This window comes from Moorena sp. SIOASIH (assembly GCF_010671925.1).
Lineage (GTDB): Bacteria > Cyanobacteriota > Cyanobacteriia > Cyanobacteriales > Coleofasciculaceae > Moorena.
Window position 1 is genome coordinate 452,929 of record NZ_JAAHIH010000006.1, and the last position, 14,479, is coordinate 467,407.

At 46.4% G+C, this 14,479-nt stretch carries 11 protein-coding genes; 7 read left to right on the top strand and 4 right to left on the bottom strand.

The window, feature by feature from the left end:
- The first annotated feature begins 2 nt into the window (after nt 1–2).
- A complete protein-coding gene (locus F6J90_RS34030) occupies nt 3–1,745 on the top strand; it encodes an MFS transporter (protein WP_293104239.1) in 1,743 nt (580 codons plus the stop codon).
- A gap of 136 nt (nt 1,746–1,881) precedes the next feature.
- On the opposite strand, the gene F6J90_RS34035 is transcribed toward F6J90_RS34030, so the two are convergent.
- On the bottom strand, nt 1,882–3,309 hold the full coding sequence (locus F6J90_RS34035; protein WP_293104242.1) for an ion transporter: 1,428 nt from the start codon (nt 3,307–3,309) through the stop codon (nt 1,882–1,884).
- Nucleotides 3,310–3,517: 208 nt separating this feature from the next.
- Here F6J90_RS34035 and F6J90_RS34040 point away from each other — a divergent pair, with 208 nt between their 5' ends.
- Entirely contained in the window at nt 3,518–3,694 is a 177-nt protein-coding gene (locus tag F6J90_RS34040; protein WP_293104245.1) for a hypothetical protein, read from the top strand.
- Nucleotides 3,695–3,970: 276 nt separating this feature from the next.
- Here F6J90_RS34040 and F6J90_RS34045 read toward each other — a convergent pair whose 3' ends face one another.
- Both F6J90_RS34045 and hslO read right to left on the bottom strand, forming a co-directional pair.
- Complete coding sequence (locus F6J90_RS34045) at nt 3,971–6,259, bottom strand: chromosome segregation ATPase (RefSeq protein ID WP_293104247.1); 2,289 nt, start codon at nt 6,257–6,259, stop codon at nt 3,971–3,973.
- Nucleotides 6,260–6,483: 224 nt separating this feature from the next.
- Nucleotides 6,484–7,368: an Hsp33 family molecular chaperone HslO gene (gene hslO / locus F6J90_RS34050; protein ID WP_293104250.1), complete on the bottom strand. Its 885-nt coding sequence runs from the start codon at nt 7,366–7,368 to the stop codon at nt 6,484–6,486.
- A 397-nt stretch (nt 7,369–7,765) separates the two neighbouring features.
- Between hslO and F6J90_RS34055 the strand changes: the two genes are divergently transcribed.
- Nucleotides 7,766–8,161 carry a hypothetical protein gene (locus F6J90_RS34055; RefSeq protein WP_293104253.1) on the top strand — a complete coding sequence of 132 codons (396 nt, stop codon included), beginning with the start codon at nt 7,766–7,768 and terminating at the stop codon, nt 8,159–8,161.
- Here the strand turns inward: F6J90_RS34055 and F6J90_RS34060 are convergent.
- The gene (locus F6J90_RS34060) at nt 8,158–8,502 is read right to left on the bottom strand and encodes a metal-sensing transcriptional repressor (protein ID WP_293029489.1); all 345 of its coding nucleotides are present in this window, start codon (nt 8,500–8,502) and stop codon (nt 8,158–8,160) included. The two genes, F6J90_RS34055 and F6J90_RS34060, sit on opposite strands and share 4 nt — an antisense overlap.
- Nucleotides 8,503–8,967: 465 nt before the next feature.
- Between F6J90_RS34060 and F6J90_RS34065 the strand changes: the two genes are divergently transcribed.
- The 4 genes from F6J90_RS34065 to aepY all read left to right on the top strand — a co-directional run bounded on the left by F6J90_RS34065 (nt 8,968) and on the right by aepY (nt 14,475).
- The gene (locus F6J90_RS34065) at nt 8,968–10,176 is read left to right on the top strand and encodes an HhoA/HhoB/HtrA family serine endopeptidase (RefSeq protein WP_293104256.1); all 1,209 of its coding nucleotides are present in this window, start codon (nt 8,968–8,970) and stop codon (nt 10,174–10,176) included.
- Nucleotides 10,177–10,265: 89 nt separating this feature from the next.
- Nucleotides 10,266–11,324: a LicD family protein gene (locus F6J90_RS34070; RefSeq protein WP_293104259.1), complete on the top strand. Its 1,059-nt coding sequence runs from the start codon at nt 10,266–10,268 to the stop codon at nt 11,322–11,324.
- A gap of 316 nt (nt 11,325–11,640) precedes the next feature.
- Nucleotides 11,641–13,329, top strand: coding sequence for a phosphoenolpyruvate mutase (gene aepX / locus F6J90_RS34075; protein ID WP_293104262.1), 1,689 nt, complete (start codon nt 11,641–11,643; stop codon nt 13,327–13,329).
- Complete coding sequence (gene aepY / locus F6J90_RS34080; protein WP_293104265.1) at nt 13,330–14,475, top strand: phosphonopyruvate decarboxylase; 1,146 nt, start codon at nt 13,330–13,332, stop codon at nt 14,473–14,475.
- The last annotated feature ends 4 nt before the right edge of the window (nt 14,476–14,479 follow it).

Below are 14,479 nucleotides of genomic sequence, written 5' to 3' on the forward strand. Positions count from 1 at the left end.
CTATGAAAGCCCAAGACAATAAGCGTGGGTTGATGCTGGTTTTATGCGCTAGTGTATTTATAGATTACATTAGTTATGGTATCGTCATTCCCCTGCTACCCTTCTACGCTCAGTCTTTTGGTGCATCACCGATGGTAATTGGGCTCCTGGTCAGCGTGTTCCTATTCATGCAGCTATTTGCTTCACCGGTGTGGGGGAGTTTAAGCGATCGCATCGGTCGCCGCCCAGCATTACTGCTAAATATAGCTGGTAGTGGTCTTTCCTGTCTTTGGTTTGGTTTAGCCAATTCCCTGTGGATGTTATTTGGGGCTAGGGCTTTGGCTGGGGCAAGTAGTTCCAGTATTACCATTGCTCAGTCCTATATTACAGACATAACTACACCTGAGAATCGGACTAGTAGCTTGGGGTTTTTAGAAGCAGCGACTGGATTTGGTTATCTGCTAGGTCCAGCTATCGGTGGTCTGTTAGTTGGTGCCGACCCTGACAATCTCAACTTCCGTTTACCAGGATTTGCTGCGGCTGGAGTATCACTGCTGACGCTATGCTTTGCTGTAATTGCTTTACCGAGTTTAAGGAGGCCAAAGTCACTAGGGACAGTTGAAACCAGCTGGGAACCTCAGAGGCTGTTGATGAGTGGTATTGAGGTTTTACGACGACCGCTATTGGGTACCCTAATCGGTATCGTTTTCTTAGCAATGTTTGCAGGAAAAAGTTCTATGGCAATCTTCCCTCTGTGGTGCGAGCATCAGTTCGGCTGGGGACCTCGAGAGTATGGCTACCTCATTATCTTCTGCTGCATGTTAGGGGTAACTACCCAAATTGGCTTGATCAGACCCCTGACCCGATGGTTCCCAGAGGCTAAATTACTAATTTGGGGGTTAATCAGTATGGGCGTAGGGCTACTGCTGATTTCTTTCTCCACTAGTTTACCCTTGTTGCTAGGGGCAATGGTTTTTGCCACGTGCGGTCAAGCTGTTGCTAATCCAGCAAACATCAGTTTAATTTCTCAATTGGCTGGGGCTAAGCAGCAGGGAAAAACCCTCGGAGTAGGGAAATCTATTCGCAGTTTAGCCAGCTTAACTGGAGCGATTTGGGGGGGATTTGTATTTGAAGCCCTTGGACCTAACTGGCCCTACTGGATAGGTGGATTTCTGATGCTGGGAGTGGCTGCTTTCAGTTGGAGCCAAATTACCAACTCACGCCTATCTACTGTGGCGCACAAGCGACGTCAACGCAAACTAATCTATTTGTTTAACATCTTAGACTTCGACAAAAATGGGGTGATTGAGCTGGCTGATTTTGAGCAAGCTGTCGAGAATATTGCCCAGGTCAGGGGTTGGAAACCAGGAAGTAAAGATTATGAGTTTTTGTATTTCTCCTGGATCAGCTTTGGAGAATGGTTACAAGATTTAGTTGATTTAAATGGGAATGGTCAGATTGAACTCAGTGAATGGTTAGAATGCCTCGATAAGCGTTTAGATTATGATTTTTCTGAAGCCTTTATCAAGCTCATTGATGGTAATGAAGATGGCAAAATTGTGAGAGAGGAACTTAGACTATTTTATCAAGCTTACCAAATCGATACAACTCATATAGAGGAAGCTTTTGAAACTCTCGATCTCAATCGAGACAATTCTATTTCTAAAGAGGAGTTCAAACAAATCTTCGATCAATTTTTGTATAGTGAGGATGTGCAAGCACCTGGAAATTGGTTTTTAGGTGTTAGTTTAGCGAAGCAGCTCTGAAGTTTTGGGTAGTTTCTTACATTAGTCATTGGTGATTAATTATGGCTATTTAGTTTGAAAATTCCCACTCATGGTAAACCCTAGGGCGATCCGAACGTGCGATCGCACCATAAGAACCTGCCGCAAAGTTGAGACTTCACCGGACTGGAACCCCAATTTTCGGCAGACTACGAGCAATAATCACTAAGTGATCACCAGACAGCAGTGTTTGATCTTTAGGGGGATTAATTAGGGTTTCCCGATCTCCATTGCTATTGCGCTCTATGGCGATCAAAGTTGTATCAAACTCCTCTTTCAACCGCTGAGCAGCTTCCCAGAACGAAATGTTAACCCACTTCTGTGGTAATACAATTTTGTAGAATTGGTTTCCCACTTGCACAGTTAGCAACTCTGACAGCACGTCCACAGCTCCTAGGTTCCGAGCTGAGGTAGCAATTAAGTGACTCGCTAGTTCATCAACAACAACGACATCTTCAACGCCAGCTACTCGCAGTTGGACATTGTTTTTCCGGTCAAGGAGTTGAGCGCAAGTGTAGATTTCGGGTTGGAGTTTTTCAATGGTCAAGGCAGCTAGGACTGTCCGTGCATCCCGGTCTTGGTCACTTCGAGGACGAGTAGAATCAGCAAGGAGGATTGCCCGTGAGGCATGATAGATCCCCACACTTTCGAGGACATCAATAGTAGTGTAATCACCAATATAGAAATATATTTGGGAACGGTTAACTCCCTTGAGTTCCGACTCTGGTGTGTCGGTAAACTCTGCCACAACCACCATTGGATAGTGCTTGAGCTCAGAGTCTGCCTGGAGTTCCTCAATTAGTAGGTGACCACCTCGGTTCCAGCCGCAGATAACAATGTGATTGCGCAGTTCATCCAGTTCCAAGTATTTCACCTCCATGACTGTTCTAAGTCGTTGCACCATTACTGCTGAAACTACACCGGTGAAGACCGCAAACATGGTTAACCCCCCAATTACTACCATGAGGGTAATCAGACGTCCAGCATCAGTCTGGGGTTGACCACCAATAGGTTCTCCTGAGATTAGGGTAAAAAAACTCCACCATAAAGAGTCTCTTAGGGAAGCAAATGACTCATTCTGTCCTCCCTCCAGCAGATAAATCCCTAAAGCACCGACTAATGTAATTAAGCCGATAATCAGAAAAACTCCAATCTGAGCACTAATACTAGCAGCGAGTGAGGAAGAGATGCGGTTGAGGTTACGGTTTACCAAAATTCCGACTCTGAGCAGCCTTAACATCCGTAACACTCGCAATAAGCGGAATGCCCGTAACAAAGGCAGCACAGCAATAATATCCAGCCAGTAGTGACGTAAGAACCGACGTTTGTTTCTTGCCACTAGGTAGCGGATCGTTAATTCTATGATAAATATGCCCGTCAGTAGCTCTTCGCTTACATAGACCAGTCCATATATGAAACCTGCACCCTCTAGACTTGTTTCAAGAACCACTAAAACTACCGAAAGTAGAATTAGCAGAATGAGGGTGAATTCAGTTTGGGGAGCGTGAATGAACTGGTCAAGACGGGACTTGAGGGTTGATGACAAGTTTAGATATTCTATACTAAATGGAATTTACTCCATTTAATATTAAGAATATTTAATTCTGAATGCTTCCCCCACCCGCGTTCTCGTGGTGTGGGTATCCGTCTTAATTACAAGGTTTTATCCCTCGCGACAGGCGGCATTCTCGCGCCTGTTGCCAGGACTTTTGCGCTTACTATTCCCCCAAGTCGTTGTCTTGATGCAATAGCGAGTGGGGGAAACCACGGCAGTCGCTCATGGGGGGAACCCCCAAGACCGCGCTGCCTCCCCAAGACCGCGCTGCATCGCTTCCGCTGTGGGGCTTATGTTTAGAAACTTTCACCTAGAGTCTGACGTTTATAAACCGACAGAGCGAGGAAAAACAGGTTTAATTTCCGATACTTTTTAGCTACCAAAGTCTACCAAGATAAACTTTAGCCCGCCAATGCAAGCTGATTCGAACGCCAGGGGGTATCTCCCAAAGCACGAAGAAATATTCCTCGTGCGCCATTAAAGTTATAGAACCAGATCCAATGTCACTACAAAACCCTTGGTTTTCGGAAAATTTGTTTAATTGAGACAAGATCATGGCACTAATATCATAGTTAAAGTGTAGCAAATTACTTGAGGCAATGGCCAAGCTTTGTGATACTTTTGCCTACTGTCCACTAACCCTCGGAAACTCTTAAGAGTCAGTATCAATCAACTCAATCTTCCTACCAGCGGGGGGATTAAACCTAGGCGGCTCTAGCTGAGTCGGTGGTTTTACGATACCCGACGGTGAGGTAACTTCCGGTGGTGGAACCACAATTGGGTAGGAGCGGGCTGGTGGTGATGGTGGTTTTACCACTGATGGTGGAGAGGGAGCTGGTTTCGGGGTCACCACTTGTGGGGTAGATGGAACCGGAACCGGTCTTGGTCGTCTTACGGGTACAGGAGGTGGAGGAGGTGGGGCTAAAATCTTACGCCATGATTGCATTTGCCGTTGCGCTTCCTGGTAAGGGCGAGTACCAGACGGAACTATGTTTGCGATCGCAATTGCTTCAGAGACGTTATAAGCAGAACGACTTCTGGCTATGGATAGGATTTTGTAACTCCAGCGATTGACTACTGTTCTCGCCTCGCTACGGGATTTGGTTGAAGTTGGCACTTGCCTAGCTACTCGAATTGCTTTTCTTAGGGCTTGTGGAGTTCCAGCCTCAGCAATTTGGTAAGCTTCCCGTAAACGCTGCTGACCCTCAAGTTCTAACTTCCAGCTTCTGACTTTGCTTTGGGCTTCATTGTACAGAGCCCGACCTGCCTTAATTTGTTCGGCAGTTGCCACGGCGGCATATAGGTCACCCCGGATTGCCAGAGTGCGCGCTTGGTCTAAATAAGGTTGGTCTTCTTGCTGCTGGATACTTCTAGACCACTGATTAATTTTAGTTTGAGCTTCTTGGTAAAGACTACGACCTCGGGAAATTTTACCGGCTTCTTGAACAGCAGCTTGCAAAGAATCGATGCTCCCATAACTAGCCAGTTGTGTTGCCCGCTCCAGGAATGGTCTGTCTTCGATCAGCTGAATTTGACGAGTCCAATCTCGAATTTCGCCCCGTGCCTCCTGATAGCGGGGATTACCACGAGGGATCTGTTCCACTTCAGCCACTGCCAGTCTCAAGTCACTGGCTAAGCCCGAGGTAGCATAGGTTCTGGCTCGCTCAAGTCGCGCCACATCTTCTACTTCTCGTTGCCAACGGCTAATTAATTGCTGCCCTTTCTTATATAGGGGACGTTCTGAGCCGAGCTTTTGGGCAGATGCGATCGCTTCTTCTAAATCCCAGGTTGTACCGGACTCAGCACGAGATAGGGCATGAGCTAGGTCAATTAAATCAGATTTGAGTTCTGGTACTTTAATCGTTTCGGGCAGTTTATAAGCAATGTCAAGAACTTCTGACCACTTACCTTGCTCTAGCTTGTTCTGAGCAATTTCCACCAGCTTGTTGCCAGACTCTTTAATTAAATCCTGAGCTTCTTTGTAAGCATAACTTTGATCTGTGATTTCCTTAGCTTTTTTAATAGCTGCCAGGATCTTCTCTATATTGCCACTTCTACTCAGCTCATAAGCCTTATCCAGCTTAGCCGAGTCTTCCCGTCCCATCTTAATCTTATCCGTTAGCTGGTTATACTTAGCCGTAGCCCAGTAGTCATTGTCCACATAGGTCAATCGTACTGCTTCGCGAAATGCTAAGTTCCAGTTTGATAACCTCAACTGTTTTTCTGCTTGCTCATAAACTTCCTCTGCCCTCGACCAGATTTTCTGCCAACGTTTTACCCGCTTTTTTACTATCGGGTTAGCTACGGATTTTGAAGGAATACGTTTAGCAATCTTAAGAGCTTCACTGAGCTGACCAGCTTGAAACTTAGCTTCCCCAATCTCCAGGATTTGGTGTGACCACTCTTCGATATATTGGTTAACTTGTGGGCGTAACGGGTGATCTTCGGGCAGGGCATCCACTAATGCGATCGCTTTTAGCAACTGGGGGACAGTTTCCTGATTTGCTGCCACCTGAGCACAAGATAGGCGCATTGATGCTGAAGCCGTTGGCCAAAACACAGCACGGCAGTTTGGTACAGCTGGCAACCTTAACAACATCATTGCTGAAGCAAATCCCGCACTACCGAAAAGCAAAACGACTAAGGCTGACCAAAACTGCCAACTGCGAGGCAAGAGGTTTTTTACGCCAGTAGCTTGCGCTGAGCGACCTTGTCTAGGGGTAGTTTGTGCTGTGTTTAATCCAGAGTTAGCTACTGGTTGACCAACCCCAAATTTTTCAGATTGCTGGGGGGGCTGTGTCGATGGGGTTCCTAGGTCAGGATAGTTTACGCTCGGTTGAGTAACCGGCTCGCTCTGGTTAGGTTGCCAGCCATTAAACTTACCTGAACTTGAACCATTTGACGTTGGCCAACGGTCTGGAAATTCTCTATTTCTGGTCATAATTCACTTCCACACTCCCTACACCGCAAGACAGCAGGTTGTTTACAGCAACCTCAGTTGTTGAGATTTTACCCACCTTACACATATAGAGTCTACACCCTATCTTATAGTAGTGTTCTTATAATTCTGGTTGAGTTTATATGCTGATCCATATTTCTTGCAATCGTTTACAAGTCAGGATTCTAATCTTCCAGTTACAATAGGAAGTCCAGTAGCTACCCAGTTTACAATTCTTTTATCAATTGAGAGAGTTGATCGGGATTGGCATGATAGACCTCTGAGCAAAAATGACAAGTTGCCTCAGCTCCACCGTCTTTTTCTATCATATCCTGAAGTTCATCTTTTCCGAGCATTTTCAGAGCCCCCAACATCCGGTCAAAGGAGCAACCACAGTTAAAATGCAGCATCTGGGTTTCTGGAAAAATCACTAGCTCCATATCCCCCAGCAACTGTTCAAAAATCTCTGGTAAGGTCTGGTTAGCTTGCAGTAGCGGTGTAAAACCTGATAGTTTGGTAATGCGAGATTCCAAAGTTTGAACTAAAGCCTCATCCGTTGCTGCCTTAGGCATAACTTGGATTAAAATCCCCCCAGCCGCAGTTACCCCTTTAGCACCTACAAATACACCAACCACCAACGCTGACGGGGTTTGTTCCGAATTTAGTAGATAGTTAGCGATATCATCACCTATTTCACCAGAAACTAACTCTACTGTACTGGAATAGGGATAGCCATAACCCACATCCCGCACCACGTATAGGAAACCATCCCTACCAACAGCACCACCCACATCTAATTTTCCCTGCTTATTCGGTGGCAGTTCAACCTGTGGGTTATCTACATAACCCCGAACTTTACCATCTAATCCTGCATCTACCAGAATTCCACCCAGTGGACCATTGCCGTTGATCCGAATATTGACCCTCGACTCGGCTCGCTTCATACTAGAAGCGAGCAGAAGACCTGCAGACATGGTACGACCTAGGGCAGCCGTTGCCACATAGGAGAGTTGGTGACGTTGTCTAGCTTCTTCCGTCAGGCGTGTAGTAATCACACCAACTGCGCGAATACCCCCTGAAGCTGCTGTGGCGCGAATTAACTGGTCAGCCATAGAAAACTCTTACACTTCTTAATATAATTAATGTTTATTTTACAAATTATCGAGAAAGTATCGAGCCGCTTGCTTGCCCTCTCCCTTTAGCTAAGGCATTAAAACAACAGAGGGGATTTATCCCATCGGTTCATTCAAAACAATCAAACTGCACAAACAGGGGATTATTATCTAAACACCCAAACTACCTAAATACCTTTTTAAAGGTAAATTACCACTGGTAGCATACCCCAACCAATTACTAAGCTTAATATCTTTTGGGATTAGCGTCCTGCTAGGGAAACAAGTTACTGTAGCAACAAGGGTTTGATCAGTTCTTGTTACTTTCAACTGTTGTTGATCGGCTCTGTCACACTAATCACAAATATTTCCTAAGAGTAAGGACGATCTAACCAAAATGCTAGGAATCTTTCAAAAAAGTCATCTGAGGATTGAAGTCGAAGCACCACAAAATGTTATCCGGGACAGTCTGCTCTATACCGAGCAACTGCACCAGTGGTTGTGGCCGGAGAATTTATCTTCCGGGTTACCGGAAAAGCTAGATTTAGGATTGACCTTTACCTCTTCCATCGGGCCAGTAGCAGTACAACACAAAGTTGAGCTTGTTCAGTCAAACTGTTTAAGACTGCTCTTGAGTCAGGGAATTGATGGTTATCATGAATGGTATTGGGGAGATGGTTGGGTACAATCTCGCCTCGAAGGGGTGTCTTTGTTACCATTAAATTTGGGTCAAACCTTAAGTTTGCTGAGGCTACGTCAGTTTGTAGAGCAGCATAAAGCATCTGAGGCTTAACGTAAAAATTGATCTAAAGCCGCCTTCAACTCTTCAATTTCTACCTCAATGTTGCCCTGCTCAGCGGCACGACCGATACACTCGCTTAAATGTTCATCCAGGATAATTCGTGCCACTTTATCCAAAGCCCCTCGAACTGCAGCAATCTGTACCAAAACATCAGGACAGGGGCGACTTTCTTGCACCATAGTCTTAATCCCTCGAATATGCCCCTCGATTCGAGACAGGCGATTGATAATTCGCCTCAGAGATTCTTCATCATGGACGTGACCATGAGTATGTTGACTATGGTTGTGATTCAGCTCTTGAGTCAGGGCATATTCCCTATCTTTCGAGATCATAGCGGTTTTATTAGTTTTATTAGTCCAAGGTTAACCAACTTCCTGGGTATATCATTATTGATAATTATTAAGCTTAACTTGTTCGGGTCTCTTGGGCTGATCATCCCTTGAGGTCACCTCTCTCACTCTCGGTGCGCGCCTCCAAGGGCGAGTAAACCCCCCTTTGGTCGCACCACCTGGAACTAGCCCAGGTAGTATTAACGTCATAGGAATAACTCTTAAAAGAGCGATTAGATGCTTGTAGCAACTAATCTACAATCCTAAAATCTGCCTCGAAACCCACTCCTGGCTGTGGGTGGGAGGAATATCAGGGAAGCTAGACTTGAGTTAGGGGTTAATGCTAAGGGTCAGCAACAACTGACTAGTAACCACTAGCCAAAGCCAAGTAAATCCCATGCTTAAAGGTGGTGGGATTGGCTTAGCAATAATATTCCCCAAAATTAACCAGAAGAATACGATAATACTATGTCATCAACTAAATTTTCGATTTGGCTTCGCTCAATTAGTAACTATCTCTTGGCTATCTTACTTGGAGTCTTATTGACAGTTGGCGTTTATCGTGTATCTCCCTCCAAGGCTGCTCCTGTACCCAGCACAGACTCAGTAACTCCCCCACTGATCGCCCAACAACTGCTGAGTCCACAGCCAGCTAGTAATAGCAGTTTTGTAACAGCAGCGGTGAATCGGGTGGGAGCAGCAGTGGTGCGCATTGACACCGAACGCACAGTTTCCAGGCGTGTGGATCCCTTTTTTGATGACCCCTTTTTCCGACGCTTTTTCGGTGATGACTTTTCAGCCCAAATTCCCCAAGAAAGACGTTTACAAGGTCAAGGCTCTGGCTTTATTATTGACAATAGTGGCATCCTACTGACCAATGCCCATGTTGTGGAAGATCCAGATAAAGTAACCGTTACCCTCAAGGATGGGCGCAAGTTTAATGGTAAAGTCAAGGGTGTGGATGAATTCACCGACTTAGCTGTTGTCAAAATTGACGGTACTTCCTTACCTACTGCTTCTCTAGGGGATTCGAGCCGAGTTCAAGTTGGAGATTGGGCTATTGCTGTTGGTAACCCCCTAGGGCTAGATAATACAGTGACTTTGGGAATTGTCAGCACCATAGGACGGTCCAGTGCTCAGGCAGGTATTCCTGACAAGCGACTAGACTTTATTCAAACCGATGCAGCTATTAATCCTGGAAACTCTGGTGGTCCGTTGTTGAATGCTACAGGGGAAGTAATTGGCATCAACACTGCTATTCGGGCTAATGCCATGGGAATTGGTTTTGCTATTCCCATCAACACAGTCAAAGAGATTTCCAACAAACTAGCCCAAGGACAAAAAGTTGTCCATCCATATATCGGTGTTCGGATGACAACCCTAACCCCGGAACTAGCACAAGAGAACAACAATGACCCCAACTCTGTTTTCCTATTACCAGAAGTCAATGGTGTCTTGGTAGTTCAAGTATTACCAGATACACCAGCTGCTGATGCTGGTATGCGTCGTGGGGACATAATTGTTCAAATTGATGGAACATCTGTTACTAATGCTACACAACTACAGCGCCTTGTTGAAAATAGTGGAGTAAATAAGGTACTAGAGATAAAAGTAAGGCGCGGTAAGCAGACTACTAGCGTGTTTGTCCGCACCGATGCACTAAAAAATCCTACTTAGTGATTACAGAGCGTAATCTAGAAGTGGTAAAACCCGAGGGAAGGTCTGCAAATCCTTAAGGGTCGGCCTTCCTCCGGAATCAAACCTAGGTGCAGAAGCGATTACAGGAGAGGACTAAGATAAAAGATAAACTAATAAATCTACCCGATCATCTAGCACAGGCAATCGCCAACACCCATAAAAACATTGAGCTGCAACCAGATAATCCTCAACTTTATCTAGAATTGGCAGAGCTCTACTGCCAACAAGGTGAGTGGGTCGAATCAATTGCCTGTTACCTCAAAGGGATTAAGATTAAACCGGACTGTGAGCAATTTCACGAGCAGCTGTGGTACCTATTGTTGTCTGCTCAAATTTCATTACAGCGATTAGAAGAGATTGATCGCTGTGCCCGTCAAGTGATACAAGCAGCCACCATGTATCAGCAATCCCTAGCGCTAGAGTCAGATGTGTTATCAGCGCAACCCCACGAGGCGCTGACAACACAAGAAGGACTTGCTGAAGCGATCGCCCATTACAACTATGCCATCGAGAATGGCATTGAATCAAAAAAAACAGGGACAATCGCGGACATGGTCGTTGCTTTGGCTCAGAAATTAAAACCAATACATTGGCAATTGCGCCAAGACTTCCAGTTCCTTGATTCCCTCCTTAGACAACATCATATCCCTTACTGGGCTATTTCAGGAACATTAATCGGTGCTCTGCGACACGAAGGAGTCATTCCCTGGGATGATGACATTGATATTGAGATGACAGAGGCAGATTTCCAGAAATTATTTACTTTAAAAACTCTCCTCAATGATCATGGTTTCTACTTTAGAAAGATCGAAAAAAATCTTTACAAAATAAGTGACGGGATTGACATCTATATCTATGACCAAAGGAGATTGCCCTCTGAAGGGGGAAATCCTCAGTATCCAGATCTCGATGAAATCTTTCCTTTGCGAGAGTTTCAATTCTACGATTTTAAGATTTATGGACCCAACCAGGCCGAGACGTATCTCAAAAGAGGATATGGGCAAGAGGTTTTAAAGGTTTGCAGGATTTGGAATCATCGTTTGAATGTCGCACTAGGACCTGATCACGATCCGAAGCTATATTCATTGAGCACAAAAAAGGTTAAAATTATTTTAAATTTAGCTTAAAGGCTAGTTAAGCGTGGTCAGATAAGGCTATTGAGCCTTTGCACGGGTTTCCCTAACTTCCCTGATTTCTTGCCCACGATGGAAGGGCTAGGATCTAGGTAACCTTGTCATGTTTCTAAACACTGCTAGTCAAACTGCTAGTCAAGCAGTGCTGAAAGGCTATGAGCCGACAGCAGCATCAGGGTAGGAAGAGCTAATCCTGAGTTAACTGTGTTTTGAGTGGCTCATGATCGATTGAGATCCTTAACAAAGATAAAAAGCAAGCTTATTTCCTAGACCACTTTGGTCAAACATTGTTGCAATTTTAGGATGCCAAATGAAAACAACAGCACAATTTAGAAAAACGACAGAACCTAGAAAAGCAACGCAAGCTAGAAAAACAACACAACCTAGAAAAACGACACAACTTAGAACACTGCTGAACTCTAAGCAGTTAGAGTTTCTGGTAGAGGCCCATGATGGAATCAGCGCTAAGATTGCTGAAGAGGCGGGCTTTCAGGGCATTTGGGGCAGTGGCCTCAGCATTTCTGCCCAGTTGGGTGTGCGTGATAACAACGAAGCAAGTTGGACTCAAGTCTTGGAAGTGGTTGAGTTCATGTCCGATGCCACTTCTGTCCCAATTCTGCTGGATGGGGATACGGGCTACGGAAATTTTAACAATGTCCAACGCTTGGTGAAAAAATTAGAGCAGCGTGGTGTCGCTGGTGTCTGTATTGAGGACAAACTCTTCCCCAAGACCAATAGCTTTATTAAAGGCACAGCTCAGCCCCTGGCTGACATGGACGAGTTCTGCGGCAAAATCAAGGCTGCTAAAGATGCCCAAACGGATGATGATTTTGTTCTGATTGCCCGGGTAGAAGCTTTTATTGCCGGTTGGGGACTTTCAGAAGCATTAAGGCGAGCCCAAGCCTATTACGATGCCGGAGCGGATGGCATTTTGATCCACAGTGCCTTGCGTGTGCCTGATGAAGTGTTGGCTTTTAAACGGGAGTGGGGCGATCGCGCACCAGTGGTAATTGTACCGACCAAGTACTACGCAACACCGACTGAAGTCTTTAGGGATGCTGGCTTCTCCATCGCCATTTGGGCCAATCAACTACTCCGCGCTTCCGTAACGATGACCCAAAAGGTAGCTCAGCAGTTAATGGTAGAGCAGAACCTGCTGAATGTTGAAGACAAAATCGTTCCTGTAGCTGAGATCTTTCGGCTGCAAGGTGTTGCCGAACATGCAGAAGCGGAGCAGCGCTATTTACCCCAGAACGGGGGTGGGATTCGCACAGTTCTGCTAGCAGCTTCCCGTGGGATTGAATTGGGTCAATTCACTAAAGATAAACCCAAGTGCATGGTAAATCTGCAAGGTCAACCCCTGCTATCACGGATTGTCCATGAGTATCACAGTGTTGGGATTCAAGACATCACTGTCGTGCGTGGCTACAAAAAGGAAGTTGTCAACTTACCTGGCCTCGATTTTGTAGATAACGACGAATATGACACCACAGGTGAACTCGTTTCCCTGAGTCGAGGCTTGCAGGAATTGCCCCAGGATGGACAGGATTGGATCATCGGCTACGGTGATGTTCTGTTCAAGAAGTACATTCTGCAAATGCTGTCAGGGGTTGATCATGACTTTGTGGTCATTATAGATTCGAGTCAGCACCGCCAAACCCAGCAAATCCGACCCGATTACGTTGCTTGTTCTCTACCTGACTCGACCCAAGCATTTTATCAACATGTTGATCTACAGCAAATCAGCCATGAACTGCCCGAGGGCGAAATCTGCGGCAGATGGACCGGATTGCTGAAAGTGTCCCAGCAGGGGCAGCAGAAATTACGGGATACCCTTAATACTCTGCTCCAGTCAGAGCAGGTGCGGCAACAGGGGCGAATGCCGACTCTGATTAATGAGTTGATCACCCATGGCTATCGGGTACATGTGCTTTATATCAAAGGGCATTGGCTCGATGTCGATCAAGTCGAAGATCTGTTCAAGGCTGGAAGTTTCTAGATGATCAAATCCGAATACTTTATCCAAGCGGCTCAGGAAAAAGGGTTTGGGTTATACACGGGGGTGCCCTGCTCCTACCTCAAATCTTTTATTAACACGGTCATTGACTCTGATCGTCTCCGCTATGTGGGGGCTGCGAATGAAGGGGATGCCGTCGCGATCGCCGCCGGTGCCGAATTGGCTGGAGTGCCCAGTGTGGTGATGTTTCAGAATTCGGGGTTTGGGAATGCCGTCAATCCCCTCACCTCCCTGACTCACACCTTTAAGATTCCTATCTTGGTGATTGTGACCTGGCGAGGACAACCCGGTGGGGCACCGGACGAACCCCAGCACCAGCTGATGGGAGCCATTACTCCCCAATTGCTAGACCTGATCCAGGTGCCATGGGAACCTTTTCCCACAGAAATAGACCAGGTTGAGCCGACTCTAGACCGGGCGGTTGCCCATATGCGGCAGCATCAGACCCCCTATGCCCTGGTGATGCAAAAGGGTTCGGTGGAATCTTGCCAGTTAAGCTCTCAATTAACCGTGAAGCCCCTGTCGATCACCCCTGCTGATGCTCTCCCCCTTCAACAGGACCCCTCCTTCACCCGTCGTGACATGCTGCAAGCCATCCAAGCTGCAACTGGGCCTCAGGACATTCTGTTGGCCACCACGGGCTACACCGGTCGGGAATTGTATGCCATTCAGGACCAAGCCAATCAACTTTACATGGTTGGTTCCATGGGATGTATCTCCAGTCTTGGCCTGGGCATAGCGCTGGCTCAGCCCCACCGTCGAGTGATTGTGGTCGATGGGGATGGTGCCGCTTTGATGCGCTTAGGAGCGTTAGCCACCGTTGGCTATGAACGTCCGCCCAACTTGCGGCATATTCTCCTAGACAATCAACGCCATGAATCGACAGGGGGACAGTCCACGGTGTCGGCCTCCATTGATTTTGGTGCGATCGCTGCAGCGTGCGGTTACGAACAGGTTGCTTTGGCCACAACCCCTGAGGATGTGAAAGCTTTGACCCAAGACCCATGCGAGCAATTAATGTTCATTCACGCCAAGATCAAGCCTGGTATTCCTGACAAATTACCTCGGCCCCACATTACCCCCCTAGAGGTTGCTCAACGTCTACGGCAGTTTATCAAGTCGCCGTAATCAC